This window comes from Butyrivibrio fibrisolvens, from assembly GCF_037113525.1.
Classification (GTDB): Bacteria; Bacillota; Clostridia; order Lachnospirales; family Lachnospiraceae; genus Butyrivibrio; species Butyrivibrio fibrisolvens.
In genome coordinates this window covers 750,638-766,460 of sequence record NZ_CP146963.1, presented here as the reverse complement: position 1 = coordinate 766,460, position 15,823 = coordinate 750,638, and the positions used below count along the sequence as shown (strand labels likewise).

Sequence of the window (15,823 nt, the reverse complement as noted above, 5' to 3'; positions counted from 1 at the left end):
CCGGCGCTCCTTATTAATATCTGTACTTAAGAAGTCTGTTTCCAAAAGAAGCAATCTTATCAGGATTTTCGTTTTCCCACTTTTGGCAGATCCGGTCATATACATCTTTATTGTAAATTTCTTTGCCTATAGCAAAGGACTCCAGGTTATGGGTAAAAGCTTTTTTGAATTTAAAAAGAGGATCTTCTTCGCTGGTGCTATTGCCTCCGCCAAGGTGAAATTTCTTGACTCCAAGTTCATGAAGTCTACATGCGCTCTTCCACAACAAAAGGTTATTGGCTCCAAGGCTCTTGTATTCATGGTCGCTACCTTCTAAATGGTAATGTCCAAAATCGCCATCATACATGATGATCGCTGAGCAGATCAGCTTCCCATCAAGTCTTACTGTTGCAAGAAATGAATTATCTATAAGGCCATTTTTAAATTCCTTATAATAATCGTCATCAAAATAGTAAAATTCATCTGCCCCTATGCGCTTCATTGTTGCATTATATAAATCTATAAATTCCGGGAAGGATTCAAGGTTATCTTCTGCTTTGTATATAAGTCCGCTCTTTTCTGCTTTACGGATCATATTCCTATTCTTGGAGGATATCTGAGTTGTCCATATATCTTCAACACCTTTATCCGTCAAGATAGCAACTGTATGCCTATCGTAAATGACGTTCATTGTATCCTTACAAAAGGCTGCATTATCTATAAGCGGGTGAAAGCGGATGAAACCGCATATATATCTGTTATCTCTAAAATAGTCTTTAATACCGGATAAGGCTTTATCTATCCAGTTCTTATCAGAAGTATTTGTGATCGGGCCTCCATATCCATACTGGGTCTCGAAATCGTAATAATCTTCTATCTCGCCTCGTATAAAGGGCATAAGAAGGACGTTTCCGCCTTCGCTGCATACTATGCACAAGGCCTTTGATCTGTCATTTTCATATAGTTTTACATATTCTTCCAGGTAATAGACATCCTTTTGGGAGTCCTCAAACTGATCAAGATATGTATTCCATTTATCTGTAATTATCACGTTCATGATAGACCTCATGCTAAAAGACTGAAAATATTTCTAAGATTCTATCCATATCTTCGAGGTTATATCTTTGATCGCATATAAGTGAAAGTTCCATATCGTAAAGTATATTTGAACCAGTTGCAAGATCTGATTCCTTTACCTTCTTCCAATGAACAGGGCAGAAAATGTTATTTTCAAACATCTTCTTTCTAACCACGTTTCTTTTATCAGGATCTAAAAAAACGGGTATGAAAAGAGGTACTTTAGGCTCTTTATAAATATGTTTTATGTTAAGTTTCAAAAGTCCTTCATGAAGGTATCTGGCATTGTCTTTGCGTCTGTTTGCAGCGTTTTCCTGCTCTTTCTTTATACAGGTATCAAAAAGCTTATATGAAATATCTGATATGCGGCATTTATAGTTATGATCTAAAAGCTCTTCACCTTTTTCTATAAGCTCAAGGCATACCGCGTCGTTTATTACTTCTCTGAAGCTTTTTAATAGATTCCCTGAAAGCTTATATGAAACAAATAAGTTACTGTCATTCATTGAGTCGTATATTTCTGATAGCTGTTTACTTTTTGCTTTATTTTTTACTTTTAGTATTCCGCCATCAGGTATAGGGAACCACTTTCTTAAACTGGTAAAAGCATAGTCATAGTCTGTCTCTGTACCAAAGCCGTAATAGTTCTGGACATCATCAAGAATTATTATGGATTCCGGTACTTCTTTTCTTATGGCTTCTATAGTCTCATCCAAATCTAGTAATCCAAAATAGTTGATCAGGATGATTGCACTTTTTACTCTTGCATCTTTTGAGGCATAAACCATAAGGCTATCCATATCCGGATAAAGGTTATCTTGTATGTGATAAAAACAGATTGGCAATCCCGCATCATTTACAGCGTCTATCACACTACTACACAGATAATCTGGAAGAACCACCTGCAAAGAGTTTTTCTCAGCACGCAGGGCCGCATACAGTGCTGCTCTTCCGCTTGAAAAGAACAATTCGCTATTATCATTTGGATCATCGAGAAAAGGTGCGACAGCAGTACGGAAAGCACTATCATGATCTAAAAGGCCGCACGCATCTAAAGCACTGTTTAAAGCATCCGGTGCTATCGCAAATTCACCGCCTATGATTTTTGATCTGTCCTTTTCTGTACTACCTGACATGTTTCCCTTTCATAATCAAAGAATCTCAGATAATATACTGACGATCCTTTCGCTGGTATGACCATCACCGTAATAAGTGCTGTCATCTACAGAAGATGTATTCATTTTCATTGCTTTACGGATCGAATCTTCAAGAGATCTCCTGCTGCCGTCAGACTGAAGGATATTCTTGCACATATAGCGTCCTTTTTGCCTGTCACCGATATTTACTACAGGAATCTTTAAGTATGGTGCTTCAACTATACCGCTTGATGAATTCCCTATAACAAAAGAAGCTTCTTTCATAAAGCTAAGGTAACGCCTGCTGCCAAGAGAAGGAACCACTCTTATTTTTTTATCTTCTTCAAGGAGCTTGTTGATCTTATCTCCTCCGGGGTCAAGGTTTGCATAAGTTGCAACTACGCTTATGCCATCAAGGGTATGAAGGATATCGAGAGTGTTGGATACTATTTCAAGATCAATAGAGATATCGTGATCAGTCTGAGCATGATAGGTCATAAGTATCCATTTGGAATCGGGATCAAGTTTTAGATCATCAGAAAGTTCTTTCCTTGTCATCAGCTTATTTCTTACAAAATGATCAAGGCCCGGCTCTCCAACATCAAATACGTTCTGCGATATGCCTCGCATTCTGATGATATTGTCTGCACTTTCTTTGGTTCCGGGGAAGTGTATGGATGCGAGCATAGTTACGGCATTTCTAATAGAGTCGTCTATAGCGCCCTTGGTAACGTCTCCGCCTGATATATGTATGATTGGGATATTCATAAGAAATGCGGTATTGCATATGGGAAGAAGTTCGTATCTGTCACCAAGAACGACTACGTATTCAGGAGATAATTTATGGAATGCATCAGCGCATCCTTTCATAAGGTCGCTGCATTCATAAGTTAGAGATCTTATGTTATCTATATCCGGATGTTCTGAAAAAGGGATTGTAAAGTCAGGAGTAAAACCATCTTCAAGAATCTGATCTATTGTATGTCCCTGACTTTCAAGAAGGTGTCCTCCGCATACAATTAGTTGCAACTCAAAAGATGCAGAATCTTTGACATCCTGCATTATCCATCTAAGAAGTCCATATTCAGATCTGGCAGCGGTAATAAAACATAATTTAATCATTACATTTTTACCTTTACGCTAAATCTCAATTCCCTCATCAGGAATATAATCCTTTAAAGCTTTCCGCCCTATTACTTTATAATATTCTCTTGCAAGCTCTCCTATATCGTTACGCTTAACGCATATATTAGATTCTGAAAATGTATCTCCCTTAGCTATATTCGTAAGTGCCACTACCCTTTTAGTAACAACTTTAGATATCTCTTTTTCTTCAGGTGTGGGTTCTTTAATACCATCTCCAAGAAGAGCTTCTGTCTTTCTGATACTTTCAACCATGTCTTTGAACGGACCTGGTTCTGTGCTTGCAAGGTGGTCAGGACCTTCCATCTGACAATCAAGTGTAAAGTGCTTTTCTATTACGCAGGCTCCCATTGTTACTGCAGCAATAGAAGCTTCTGGTCCTATTGTATGATCTGAATATCCAACAGGCAGATGGAAAGCTTCTCCTATCGTATTCATGGCTTTAAGATTGACTTTATCATGTGGGCATGGATAACTCGTAGTGCAGTGAAGAAGGGTTATATCACTGGCTCCGCCTTCTCTTAAAGCTCTAAGCGATATATCTATGTCTGCAAGATTACTCATTCCTGTACTAAGTAGTATGGGTAATTTCTTAGATCCTATTTCTTTCAGATACGATACATTTCCTATATCACCTGATCCTATTTTTATAAATGGAATTCCAAGCCTTATTAGAAAATCAAGGCTTTCAGAATCATCTGCTGTAGATATGAATGTTATCCCGATCTGATCACAATGTTCTTTGATCTTTGTAAAAGCATCATAGGGAAGCTCGATTTTTTTGAGCATATCAAACTGAGACTCAGTAACTCCGGTATTTTCAATCTGATACTGGGCCTGTTCAACATTTCTTGTAATGATATTCTCTGTTTTCCAGGTTTGGAATTTAACGGCATCTGCGCCGGAATTTTTGGCTGCATCACAAAGTTTCAAAGCAAGATCAAGCTTACCATTGTGATTAACTCCCGCTTCAGCAATGATATAGCATCTGGACTTATCAAACATGACGCCCTCCCGAATGAACTGTTGAACAATATGTACGTTATATCGTTTATATGTATTATATCATTTCTATTAATACCAATCGAGCAGGTATTACAACCTGCTCGATAAATCCAATAATAATTTAATTACTATAAGTTCTTTGAATAAAGCCCCTTTTGATAAGCTTACCAGTTTATACTGCATCCGAATGATTCATATAGCTGTTAGGGACAGGTACATTATTGGCCTTCATAACGCCAATCCATGTATCTCTTACAGAATGCAGGTGCTTATTTACCTCTTTCAATATCTCGATATCCTTGCTGACATTGGCTTCAACAAGTCTTCTATCAAGATATGAATAGATATTCTCAAAATCCTGAGCAGTAGCATATTTCATATTCAGGGTCTCACGCAGATATGCAATGATATTCTGAACCTTACGAATATTTACATGTGCGCCTTCAATATCTTTTTTCTCACAGGCATTCTCTGCCCTGTTACAGAATTTGATCGCGCCTTCGTAAAGCATGAGGGTTAGCTCAGGACCGGAAGCTGACATCACTTTATTGTTCGCATATTGTGCATATGGATTAGCTTTATTCACTATAAACCTCCTGTTGATGCCTTATAAAAGCAACAATACTATATATCAGCCTCACGGCTTAATGTTGTTGTGTTTTATAATACAGATAAATATATTATCCTAACATACTTCCAAGTGATGAAGAACTGGAATTGATCTTGGACAGAGCCTTCTCCATTGCGGCAAATTTACTGTAATAATAATCCTGTTTTTTCTCTAAAGCTTCTTCTGCTTTGGAGATCTGAGTATTATAATCACTGTACTGTGATGCCATGAGCTTATCTTCATAAACTGTATAAGCACTTGAATATTGAGATCCCTTCATGAGATCGCCAAGCTTACCATATACTTCCCTTGATAGCTGTGTGAAGAAACTGGCAACTGCATCAGGGTCACTTGCTATTGCTGCAGCAAGCTTATCTGCATTTGCCTTGGAATAATCATCATCCTCATCTCCGTCAATATGATATAGACCACGCTCATTCTCTTCTGCTTCAAAGTATCCCTTTGTATTGATTCCAAATGTTGAAAGATACATCGTAGATGTCTTACCATTTGCATCTGTTACTTCGAAGCCTTTCTGCATGGATTCTTTAAGGGCTTGTATTACGTTATACAGAGTACTGTCTTTAGCTAGGAGTCCTGATTTTATCTTGGTATTCCAATCAGAGATCTCATCCTCTGTCATCTCATCTTTCTGATCAGAAGTCAGGATATCATACTTATCTGCCTTATCTGCATTGTACAAAGTATCAAGCTTCTGGATCAAAGAATTGTACTGAGACAGATATTCCTTGACCATATCATATATGCCACTAGTATCATTAGAGGTCGTAATGGTAAATTCTTCATTTGTAGAAGAATTTATAGATATAGAAAGCCCATTAATCTCAAATGTATTAGATGCTGATGTGTACGATACACCGTTCATTACTAGTTCAGCATCCTCTGCTTCTTGATACTGTGATGCCTGTTCAAGTTCATCCGTGTTAATTCCAAGTATTGAAAGTGCTGCTGCACTTGTGCTTGTATCAACGGTAAATGCATTTTCTTCGCCAGTCTTCTCGGAAGCTATATATAATCTTCCCTGCTTCTCATCATAGTTGGCAGTTAATCCAAGACCGTTATCTGTTGTCGCAGAATTCAGTTTGGATACCAGATCGTTCATGTCGTCATTAGGGCCGATAGTTATATTTAAAGCCTCTGCTCCATCTTTGCCCATCTTAAAAGAAATCGTCGTTTCTTCTGTAATCCCAAGCTCGGACATCTTAGTGCCTTTTGTTGCAAGCTCATCGCTGCCATCCTTGGTTATCTTATTACCTGTAAGGTAAGCAGCTTTCGCAAGGCTCGTCTTACTTACTGTTGACGATGAGATCATTGCGTTTTCGCCAGTTGTAATTGATACTGCGTTACTTGATGCTTTAGATGTCTTTTTATTAAAAGCAGTTGAAAAGCGCATATCTGACAGTTTGCCGTTATAGAAAGATACTATGTTCTTGTTAGTGCTCTTCCAGATATCCTGTTTCCATGAAAGTCTTGTCTGTCCGCCTGTCTGCTTATCAACTCTGGTCTTATAATTTTGTGTAAGTGCAGTTATCAAAGATTCCGTATCTAGGCCGGAATTCAAGCCTGTAATCCTGTTAGTCATAATACCTCATTCCCGGATGAACTCCATTTCATCCATAAAAACTGGGATTTTACTACTTATAATGAGAGAATTATTTTCTTTCATCGACCATGATACCTGCAAGTTCCCATGCCTTTGCAATCATATCAAGTGTCTTTTCCGGTGGAAATTCCTTTACGACCTTCTTGGTGTCCTTATCAACTATCTTGATAGTTACACGATTGGTCTTATCATGGAATCCAAATACAGCTTCAGTATTAGCTGTCATCTTCTGATTGATGTTAGCTATCGCTTTACTGATCTTCTCATTATTCTTTTCATTTTGTTCATCGGCTACTTCGAGCGCATGCTGAAGTTGTGAAGCATTTTCTTCACTTTGGCTTTCATCATTGCCATCTTCCTGACTATAAGGTGCCACGCCTGTAGCCTGCTTAACTGTTTCTACTTCCTGGGCGAGCTGATCTGCAGCATTACCGGCAGTATCAACTCCGGCGCCTTCTCTTTCTTTCTGGACAGGCTGAATCTGCTGCATCTGCTGAACCTGCAGAATATTGGTCTGTTGAATCGAATTAATTGCCATAATTTATCACCTCCATGTGTGACAGATTACTAGCTGCTTAGTTGCTTCCTTGATAGCAGCCTCGATGGAAACTTCCCTGTTTCCACTCATAATCTAAAGTTTATAATTGTTAGTACATATATAAACAAGCTTCTAACATACCATGCGGTATCCCCTAGCTTGATATAAAGGGTGCTAATGTTTATGTCAAAGTCTTATAAAAGTCCTTACAAAATTACATAAATATACACGTACCTACTTCTATTGCATTTATCGGCTAAAATCATCAAATCCTTAACAAAATTAGAATAAAAATTATTATGTGATTTTTTTACAATTCAAACCTAAATATCTATTGAAACTTTCGACATGATATAATGATTAAAGGGACAAAAATACTTTTTACTCCTTCTTAAATAATTACTCCGCTACAGGCATCTAAAGAAATACTTTTTAAGCGCACTTTTGTCATATGTTTTTACACGATGAGGTCCTTATGATTTCAGTAATAACCATATGTAAAAATGAAGCAGCTCATATATCGCAAACCATCGAAAGTGTAATTAGTCAATCGTATAGCGATGTCGAATACATCGTTATAGATGGCGGTTCAACTGATGGAACTGTAGATATCATTAAATCCTATTCTGATAAGATCTCCTATTTTGTCTCCGAACCTGATAATGGAATATATGATGCCCTTAATAAAGGACTTCTTGCCGCTCATGGTGAAGTCATAGGTACTATGAACGGCGGAGACTTCTATGAACCAGGAGCTCTGCAGACTGTATGGAATAGCTATCTTGAAAATCCAGACAGCAACATTTTGTATGGAGATCTAAATTTCATTTATGACGACGGAACAAGTGAGAATTTTATCGCAGGCGATGATCTTTCAAGACTTCCGTATGGCTCTATTAATTTGGGGCATGTAGCCTGCTTTGTCACAGCAGATACGTACATAGAACAAGGCTTATTTAATACAGCCTATAAGATTGCCGGAGATTATGATTTTCTTCTTAGGTGCTATGTTAATGGAAAAAAGTTCCATCATATAAGGAGCACTCTTTCTAATTACAGGGTTAACGGTGTATCAAGCACCAACCACGTTCTGACTTTTCAGGAAACATGCGCTATAGCTCTTGTCTATGCAAAGGACGAAGCAATGAGAAGCGAGATACGAGAAGGAATCGCGAATTTATATAAGGAGCGCTTTCTATCGTGATATAAAAACAATAGGATTCTTGACAATGACACGCACTATAATGAGGTGACGCTTAGCATGACTACTATAGAACTTATTGATAAGTTGATTGATATTACAACAAAAAGGCCTGAAGTCCTTTCCGGATTTGACTGGCAGGATACTCAGCTTATGATAGAGCTTGAAATTGACAACAGAAAAAGCTTATATCCTGAGGGACAATATAGTTACCTCATAGATAGCATTCGAGATCAGTTTAATATTCTTAGAAGCGAGTCTGCCAAAAGCGTTTGCAACAAAGATACAGTTAATTCATGCCTTATTCTTTTAAAAGGATTTATCTCTTCTTTACCAGATCTTGATTTTGCAACTTCGTTTCTTCAAAATGCGGCTTTTGAGCATGAAAAACTTATTCACTTTACAGATAACACTGCTATAATCCTTGGCGATTCACATGTAAATTTTTTCTCAGGTAATAATAAGCTCACCTTTAAAGCAATCAGTGATGGAATAAATGTCTGTCCCAACATTACAGACTATAAATTCACCTGTCTTCATTTAGGCCCTTGCCTTGCTTATAACTGCATGAACGAAAATTCTAAATATGCTTTTTATAATAAAGTCAATTTCCTATGCGATAACTTCATAAGGCCTGGAGCTAAAATATGCGTGTGCCTTGGTGAAATAGATATCCGCGCTCATGTCTTTAAAGAAAAAGATCTGCAGAAAAGACCATGGGAAGATATCTGCGATAACATAATCGCAAATTATATGGATTTTCTTATTGAATTAAAATCAAGAGGATTCAGGGTCTATTGCTGGGGACCTATTGCTTCCATGCCTGATAATACTTCTGAAGAAGAGGAACTTAAGGCACTTGCCGCAGAAGGGCTTTTTGATCAGGAGCTTATAAGTGTCGGGAGCGAAGCCTCCAGAAATACCGCAACTGCTTATTTTAATCAAAAGCTTTCTGATGAATGTGCAAAGGGCGGCATCACATTTATGTCTATCTTCGATCAGATGGTAGACATGGACATGAAGACAGATGTTTCTTTTTTGTCAGATGATAAGTGTCATCTAAATTCTGATGTTATAAAGATTGCAGAAAAAATATGGATTTCTCATGAGTTCATATAAAGCCTGTTATCAAAGGTCGGGCGCTATGAAATCATCAATAATTAGTGATATAATTAACGCATAGATGTTTATAACTATATTTTAGTTAATTAGCGTGGCTATTGAGCTGAATGAGAGGTGTCCTATGGCAGGAACATATCTTGATATGATGGAAGATTCTCTTCGAAAGAAAATCGAGATCATGAAGCAGATCGAAGTTCAAAACGGCATACAGAAAGAGGCTCTTGAAACTATCGGTGGCCCGGATGAAGATGCTTTTGACAAGTCTGTTAATATCAAAGGCGAGCTCATAGATAAACTCACCGAACTTAATGACGGCTTCGATAGTCTTTATGAAAAGGTAGGAAAAGAGCTCGATGGCAAAAAAGACAAATACCGTGACCAGATTCAGCGCATGCAGGATCTTATTCGTGATGTCACCGACCTTTCTAATACACTAGAAGTTCAGGAATCCAGAAACAAGGACCTTGCAGACAACTATTTTTCCAGCACGAGAAAAGAAATGAAAACCGGTAAGCAAAGTGCAGCTGCAGCCCTAAACTATCACATAACAATGAACAAATCTGCCAATATCCAGCCTCACTTTATTGATAATCATGGTTAAGCTAATATGATATCTTGTCAACTGTACTGAAAGGACCAGTATGTCTTTTGTCTTTACAGAAGATTATTTCAAAGAAGAAACAAGACATGGTTTTACTATCACCTCCACTATGAAAAGGTGCTGGGCATGCCAATTGCGGGTTGTCGGAGCTATAGACGATATTTGTGAGCGGTATAATCTTAAGTACTTTGCCTATTGGGGGACTCTCCTTGGGGCAGTGCGCTCTCATGGCATGATTCCATGGGATGATGATATTGATTTAGCCATGACAAGAGACAGTTTTAATGGTCTTGTAGAGCATATTGATGAACTTCCCGATACTCTTCATCTCATAGGAAAAGACGCTTCTAATTTCCCATTTACAGGATTCTATAGGATTACTAATACTGACCACATCAGATGGACTGACGATTATCTAAAAGATAATTATGACTTCCCAATGATGGCGGGAGTTGATATTTTTGTGTTCGATTATATTCCCAGAGAAAGAGAAATATATAACTCTATATGTCAGATTTTGCAAGTAACACTTGATGCTGCCGATCTTATTGTCGAGAACCCCCAAGATCCATCTCTTCCTCAGAAGATCGTAAATATTCAAAACTTCATTGGGCATAGGCTTGATCCATCATCTGACAAGTCAATAGTCTATCAGCTGCAGGAACTTTATGAGATTGCTGCACAGTCAACTTTTCCTGAAGAAGCTGACGATCTTGGTATGTATAACCATATGATGTACCATGATCCGGGACAACATTTTCCCAAAGAAGCTTTCGATCATATGATAAGGGTTCCCTTTGAAACAGGGACTATTGTAATTCCGGAAAGGTATGATCTTTTCCTTACACATCGTTTTGGAAGTGATTATATTATTCCTCAAAAATTAAAGGGAGCTCACAATTATCCCTATTATAGATCTGAACTTAAGATGATCGATGACTATTGTAGAGAGAATAATACTGACGAGCCTATTGTTAAATGTAACCTTCAGGAGGAAATGGACAGGTATATCTATAACTGAATAGTCTGGATAAAAACCATACATCACGTTACATCGCAATAAATGGCATATATTTAGTCTTATTTGCGTAGTGGGCGTTAACGATAAAAAGTAGAATTTTAGTTAGGGTTACTAGTTTTAAAGACTAAAATTTTATGGAGGTATGGTATGCAACAAGCAATCTATTCAGTCTACGTAATCTTACCAATCTTACTATTGTGGGGAGCAAAGTTCACGGGATTTAAGAAGTTCAACGATGAATTCCTGTCCATCAAGCAGACCAAGGCATTTCAGGGGTTCCTTGCAGTCTGCATTATGCTTCATCACATCGCACAGAAGACCTGTGCATCCTGGATCTATCCGCCGTCAAGAATCGTTCATGGTCTTGATATCTTTGTTGATATGGGATTTCTTCTCGTATCGGTGTTCCTCTTTTTCAACGGATATGGAGTTTATAAGAGCTTCCATGCCAAAGACAACTACTTAAAAGGATATTTCAAAAAGCGTATCCTTCCTGTAGTTCTTGCCCTTTACACAACAACTTTTATATTCTTTATCGCAAGGCTTCTTGTGGGAGAAAAGATGAACGGCGAGCAGATAAGGCTCTATCTTACGAGCATACAGCTCTGCAATCCTAATACCTGGTATGTTATCGTCCTTCCGTTCTTCTATCTGTTCTTCTATATTTCTTTTAGATTCATCAAGAAGGATGGTCTTGCAGTCGCAGCTACATGCGCCCTTGTGATCGCATATATGCTCTATGGAACAACTGTTGATCACAACGATTATTGGATCAGGGGTGAGTGGTGGTATAACTGCGTAATTCTTTTCCCAGTAGGAATTGTCTTTGCCAAGTTTGAAAAAAAGATTATTCCTCATGTTCAGAAGTTCTACTGGTTTTATCTTATACTGTTCCTTGCAGCTTACTATCCTATCCGCATTGGGGTAAACAATGTTGCTAATATGTTCGGATACTACGGAGAAGGCTGGATCCCGCAGAATATCGTGGTTATGAACAGGCGTATCACTCTTGCCGCTCAGTCAGTTCTGTGCACGTGGTTTGTAATGTGCTGGCTTCTTCTTGGTATGAAAGTTAAGATCGGCAATGCGTTCATTAAATTCATGGGCACGATCACTCTTGAGTTCTACCTTATCCACGGTCTTTATGTAGAGCTCTTTGGATGGCAATTCGATGGCGGCGTGCCAAGCCCTCATCATATCAAGTATGTGATCGTATATGTACTTGTTGTTTTTGCGCTGGGTGTTCCGTCTGCAATTTTGCTTCAGAATATTCACCATGTTATTCTTGGAAAGAAGAAATTGCGTGATATTTTCAAGGTACCTACTATGAAAAAAGAAGCTCAAATTGAAACAAAGAAAAAAGATAAAAGCGCCTAAATAAAAAAGGCAAGAGGCTTAAATAATAAAAAGTGCCAAGAGAGTAATTTCTTTTGGCACTTTTTTGAATTAAAGCCTCTTCTTAATCTGCTCTATAACAATCTTCAACGCCTTTATTCTTGCATATTTTTTATCCACCGATTCAAGCACATACCACGGTGCAAAAGTAGTACTGGTCTTAGCTATCATCTCATCAATAGCAGTCTCATACAGATCCCACTTATCACGATTACGCCAGTCTTCATCTGTTATCTTCCACTGCTTCTCGGGAGTATTCTGCCTGTCCGTGAAGCGCTCAAGCTGGGTATCCTTATCGATCTGAACCCAGAATTTTACTATAACTGCGCCAAAGTCTACCAGTTCTTTTTCAAACTCATTGATCTCATTATAGGCCCTGCGCCAGTCATTCTCAGAACAGAAGCCTTCCAACCTTTCAACCATAACTCTTCCGTACCAGGTTCTGTCGAAGATCGTGATGTGCCCTGTCTTAGGGAGCCTCGTCCAGAATCTCCACAGATAGTGCCTTGCCTTCTCGTGAGGCTCGGGGCTTGCAATAGGCTCAACCACATAATCTCTTGGGTCAAGGGCCTCTGTTATCCTCTTGATATTACCGCCTTTTCCTGCAGCATCCCATCCTTCGTAAGCTATGATGACAGGTATCTTCTTGCGATAAACCTTGTTACCAAGATCCCGCAGTTCTTTTTGCAGCCTGTCAAGTTCCTTGTCATACTCTTCATCGGTAAGAGTCTTGTCCTTCAGAGATATCTCAGAAAGCTTCGTTATCTTTTCCATAGGGAAAGTATTCTGAAGGATCGGGACGTTCATCTTCTGGTTAGTCAGCGCGATATCGATCCCCTGATTAAGGAACTGAAGCACCTCCAGCTCCGCAATCTTCTTATCCGTCGCATCGATTATATACCAGGGCGTCCTGGATTCATTGGTGTCGTCAAGATACCTTTCAAACACGTCAAGGCAGGCTTCGTAGTTCTTATTCTGCTTAAGGTCTTCCTTATCTACACGCCACTTGGTGTCCTTGCTGCTCTCAAGGTTTTCAAGACGCTTCTTCTGCTCTTTTTGTGATATATGGCAAAAGAACTTAAGGACCAGATATCCGTTATCGACAAGCTGCCTCTCGATTACGTTGATAGAATGAACTTTCTTTTGGTACTCTTCTTCATTAAGCTTGCCATCGATTATGTCATTAACTATTTCATTCATCCAGCAAGTGTCGTAGAATCTGAACTTGCCCGCTTCAGGTATTTCTTTGATATACCTGTAAAGAAATGGATATCTTTTTTCCTCTTCACTTGGCTGCCTGTCCATAGTTGCAACCTTGAAAAATCTCGGATCTATATTGCGTATGACTTTGCCAATGAGTGCTCCCTTACCCGCAGCATTCCAGCCTTCAAATATGACCATGACAGGAAGTCCTGCCTCCTTGATCTTCATTTGCAGCGCTGCAAGGTGGGCACGCTCTTCTTTGATCCTGTTTTTTAGTTCATCACCTGTCTGATAATCCTGCTTAACGAAATCTTTTAACATGGCAGATTCTCCTATGGATTGGGTGTAGTTTATTATTCAACGTAATATCGTATATATTTTATTATACCTTCTATGGACGCCTTTTATCTACACCTGGCAGCCTTTTTCAAACATTCGCCCCACCATCAACTAATCTATGTTAAAATGATACTATGTATTCTATATAGCTCATATGTCCAGGTCATTACATTATTACTGATAGGCACAGCATAGTCCTGAAGTATAGCATGAGTGGGGGGGAATGTTTATGAACGGCATCTCTGTTTTTCTCAAATGGGCAAATAGCAAGACCTTAGATATTCCTAAGTACAAAGAATCGCTTCATCTTATCTGCGATCTTCCGTGTATTACTGATGTAATAGACAATCTCGAAGATGATACCCACCCTGATAATGATCTGCTTATCATTGATCCTGATATCGTTCTGGAGCCTTCTAACCTGTTGCGTCTTCAGGAGACTCTTTATTCCTCCTACTTCATTGGCGCTGTGCAGCCTCAGACCAATTATGTCATGCGATCATTAGAGAGTGATCCTTCAAACAAACTCTTTGCAGAATGCGCTGAGTATGCAAACTTCCTTGGCTATTCAGATCGTGACGGGCTTATTACTGTTCCCTTCTTCCATGACTATTGCGTTCTTGTAAGGGGTTCTTTGAGAAAAAAACTTTTTGGTACCTCAACAGGTGTTTGCACAAAACTCCGTTCAGGGCTTTACCAGGGAGCTGACCTTGCGCTTTCTATCCAGCGTTTTGGCTATACCTGCGTGACCAGTAAGAACTGTTTTTTCTTTAGGCGTAAAAGTTCTCGCTCTGACCACTTCGATACGCTTAAAAAGTTCAGGCATGATGAGTGTCTGTTTAGAAAACTTGGGCGCAAAATAAAAAGTGAGCGTCTTACTATTGCTATTCCAACCTGCAATCATGAAGACTCCCTTAAAAGGCTTCTTGACAGTCTGAGCCAGCAAACCTGCCCTGACTTTGACATATTGATACAAGATGATTACTCTAACACAGATATGGGTGACCTGATCAATGATTATGATATAAGCTTTAGCCGCAATATATCTATATACAAGAATCCTTTCAATGTCGGACCTAGTCCCAACATTGGCATTGCGCTGGCCAATGTAAATACTACTCTTGTATGGATATTATCTGATGAAGATGTGATCCGCAAGGATGCTGTAGAAACCATATACAGGGCTGCTTTTTCATTCCCTGAAAGCGGTGTTTTATATTTTCCTATAAATATCAATTATCAGAATTTAAAGCTGCTTCCAATGCAGACTTTCTATTCACTAAGGCATTTTGTCAGGTTCTTTACATCTATGTCTTTGGAAAGAGACGAGCACATTGGTGACAGCCTTCTGTGCCTTTCAGATAAGGTTTTCAGGATTCCAAGACTTATTGATAATATGTCAGCATTTTATAAGTACGCATACTCAGATATTCCGACTACAGCTCTCCTTCTGAAAGCTTTAGATTCCGGCATTCCATGCTCACTTATACCTAAGAATCTGATAAAAGAAAGTGATGCCTTACAAAAAGAGCTAAATCTATATGAAGTAATTAATAGAATGCGTATAATAAACAGGCTTGATCTTTCTCTTATTTCTAAGCAGCGTTCAGACCTTTTTGAAATGCTTTATCCATACTTTAAGGAAGCTATGTGTGAATATCTGAGCGATGACTACAAAGATGATGAAAAATATATTGAAAGAACATTCATAACAATATATAGATACATTCTGCCTGAAACCGATAGGCAGGTAATTGATGATGTAATAAAATTGTGCAAGGCTCCGTCAGAATCATTAGAGCCACAGGAAGTTGCAAATTAACGTCAAA

The 15,823-nt window shown here is 38.6% G+C and carries 14 protein-coding genes; 6 read left to right on the top strand and 8 right to left on the bottom strand.

What is annotated here, in order from left to right; translation table 11 throughout:
• Window positions 1–13: 13 nt before the first annotated feature.
• From WAA20_RS03030 to WAA20_RS03000, 7 genes are all read right to left on the bottom strand, one after another.
• Entirely contained in the window at window positions 14–1,036 is a 1,023-nt protein-coding gene (locus WAA20_RS03030; protein ID WP_073387201.1) for a GNAT family N-acetyltransferase, read from the bottom strand.
• Between the two features lie 13 nt (window positions 1,037–1,049).
• Window positions 1,050–2,192, bottom strand: a complete 1,143-nt coding sequence (locus WAA20_RS03025) for a hypothetical protein (protein WP_073387202.1) — start codon at window positions 2,190–2,192, stop codon at window positions 1,050–1,052.
• Window positions 2,193–2,207: 15 nt separating this feature from the next.
• Complete coding sequence (gene neuC / locus WAA20_RS03020; protein ID WP_073387204.1) at window positions 2,208–3,314, bottom strand: UDP-N-acetylglucosamine 2-epimerase; 1,107 nt, start codon at window positions 3,312–3,314, stop codon at window positions 2,208–2,210.
• 18 nt (window positions 3,315–3,332) lie between these two features.
• Entirely contained in the window at window positions 3,333–4,340 is a 1,008-nt protein-coding gene (gene neuB / locus WAA20_RS03015) for an N-acetylneuraminate synthase (protein WP_073387205.1), read from the bottom strand.
• Between the two features lie 172 nt (window positions 4,341–4,512).
• Complete coding sequence (gene fliS, locus WAA20_RS03010; RefSeq protein WP_073387207.1) at window positions 4,513–4,926, bottom strand: flagellar export chaperone FliS; 414 nt, start codon at window positions 4,924–4,926, stop codon at window positions 4,513–4,515.
• A 94-nt stretch (window positions 4,927–5,020) separates the two neighbouring features.
• Window positions 5,021–6,553, bottom strand: coding sequence for a flagellar filament capping protein FliD (gene fliD / locus WAA20_RS03005; RefSeq protein WP_073387208.1), 1,533 nt, complete (start codon window positions 6,551–6,553; stop codon window positions 5,021–5,023).
• A gap of 70 nt (window positions 6,554–6,623) precedes the next feature.
• Window positions 6,624–7,112 (bottom strand): flagellar protein FlaG, encoded by a 489-nt coding sequence (locus WAA20_RS03000; protein ID WP_073387210.1) that lies wholly within the window; start codon window positions 7,110–7,112, stop codon window positions 6,624–6,626.
• 475 nt (window positions 7,113–7,587) lie between these two features.
• Here WAA20_RS03000 and WAA20_RS02995 point away from each other — a divergent pair, with 475 nt between their 5' ends.
• The 5 genes from WAA20_RS02995 to WAA20_RS02975 all read left to right on the top strand — a co-directional run bounded on the left by WAA20_RS02995 (window position 7,588) and on the right by WAA20_RS02975 (window position 12,434).
• Window positions 7,588–8,316, top strand: coding sequence for a glycosyltransferase family 2 protein (locus tag WAA20_RS02995; RefSeq protein WP_073387211.1), 729 nt, complete (start codon window positions 7,588–7,590; stop codon window positions 8,314–8,316).
• A 57-nt stretch (window positions 8,317–8,373) separates the two neighbouring features.
• A complete protein-coding gene (locus tag WAA20_RS02990) occupies window positions 8,374–9,432 on the top strand; it encodes a hypothetical protein (protein WP_073387213.1) in 1,059 nt (352 codons plus the stop codon).
• A 124-nt stretch (window positions 9,433–9,556) separates the two neighbouring features.
• Window positions 9,557–10,036, top strand: a complete 480-nt coding sequence (locus tag WAA20_RS02985) for a hypothetical protein (protein ID WP_073387214.1) — start codon at window positions 9,557–9,559, stop codon at window positions 10,034–10,036.
• Window positions 10,037–10,076: 40 nt separating this feature from the next.
• Window positions 10,077–11,057, top strand: a complete 981-nt coding sequence (locus tag WAA20_RS02980; protein WP_073387216.1) for a LicD family protein — start codon at window positions 10,077–10,079, stop codon at window positions 11,055–11,057.
• A gap of 147 nt (window positions 11,058–11,204) precedes the next feature.
• The gene (locus tag WAA20_RS02975) at window positions 11,205–12,434 is read left to right on the top strand and encodes an acyltransferase (RefSeq protein ID WP_073387217.1); all 1,230 of its coding nucleotides are present in this window, start codon (window positions 11,205–11,207) and stop codon (window positions 12,432–12,434) included.
• 69 nt (window positions 12,435–12,503) lie between these two features.
• Here WAA20_RS02975 and pap read toward each other — a convergent pair whose 3' ends face one another.
• Window positions 12,504–13,976: a polyphosphate:AMP phosphotransferase gene (gene pap, locus WAA20_RS02970; RefSeq protein ID WP_073387219.1), complete on the bottom strand. Its 1,473-nt coding sequence runs from the start codon at window positions 13,974–13,976 to the stop codon at window positions 12,504–12,506.
• 247 nt (window positions 13,977–14,223) lie between these two features.
• Here pap and WAA20_RS02965 point away from each other — a divergent pair, with 247 nt between their 5' ends.
• Window positions 14,224–15,816 (top strand): glycosyltransferase family A protein, encoded by a 1,593-nt coding sequence (locus WAA20_RS02965; protein WP_073387220.1) that lies wholly within the window; start codon window positions 14,224–14,226, stop codon window positions 15,814–15,816.
• Window positions 15,817–15,823 lie beyond the last annotated feature (7 nt).

Excerpts from the sequence above, each read along its gene's own strand:
- WAA20_RS03030 (WP_073387201.1), bottom strand. The coding sequence starts at position 1,036 with ATGAACGTGATAATTACAGATAAATGGAATACATATCTTGATCAGTTT.
- WAA20_RS03025 (WP_073387202.1), bottom strand. The coding sequence starts at position 2,192 with ATGTCAGGTAGTACAGAAAAGGACAGATCAAAAATCATAGGCGGTGAA.
- neuC (WP_073387204.1), bottom strand. The coding sequence starts at position 3,314 with ATGATTAAATTATGTTTTATTACCGCTGCCAGATCTGAATATGGACTT.
- neuB (WP_073387205.1), bottom strand. The coding sequence starts at position 4,340 with ATGTTTGATAAGTCCAGATGCTATATCATTGCTGAAGCGGGAGTTAAT.
- fliD (WP_073387208.1), bottom strand. The coding sequence starts at position 6,553 with ATGACTAACAGGATTACAGGCTTGAATTCCGGCCTAGATACGGAATCT.
- WAA20_RS03000 (WP_073387210.1), bottom strand. The coding sequence starts at position 7,112 with ATGGCAATTAATTCGATTCAACAGACCAATATTCTGCAGGTTCAGCAG.
- WAA20_RS02995 (WP_073387211.1), top strand. The coding sequence starts at position 7,588 with ATGATTTCAGTAATAACCATATGTAAAAATGAAGCAGCTCATATATCG.
- WAA20_RS02990 (WP_073387213.1), top strand. The coding sequence starts at position 8,374 with ATGACTACTATAGAACTTATTGATAAGTTGATTGATATTACAACAAAA.
- WAA20_RS02985 (WP_073387214.1), top strand. The coding sequence starts at position 9,557 with ATGGCAGGAACATATCTTGATATGATGGAAGATTCTCTTCGAAAGAAA.
- WAA20_RS02980 (WP_073387216.1), top strand. The coding sequence starts at position 10,077 with ATGTCTTTTGTCTTTACAGAAGATTATTTCAAAGAAGAAACAAGACAT.
- WAA20_RS02975 (WP_073387217.1), top strand. The coding sequence starts at position 11,205 with ATGCAACAAGCAATCTATTCAGTCTACGTAATCTTACCAATCTTACTA.
- pap (WP_073387219.1), bottom strand. The coding sequence starts at position 13,976 with ATGTTAAAAGATTTCGTTAAGCAGGATTATCAGACAGGTGATGAACTA.
- WAA20_RS02965 (WP_073387220.1), top strand. The coding sequence starts at position 14,224 with ATGAACGGCATCTCTGTTTTTCTCAAATGGGCAAATAGCAAGACCTTA.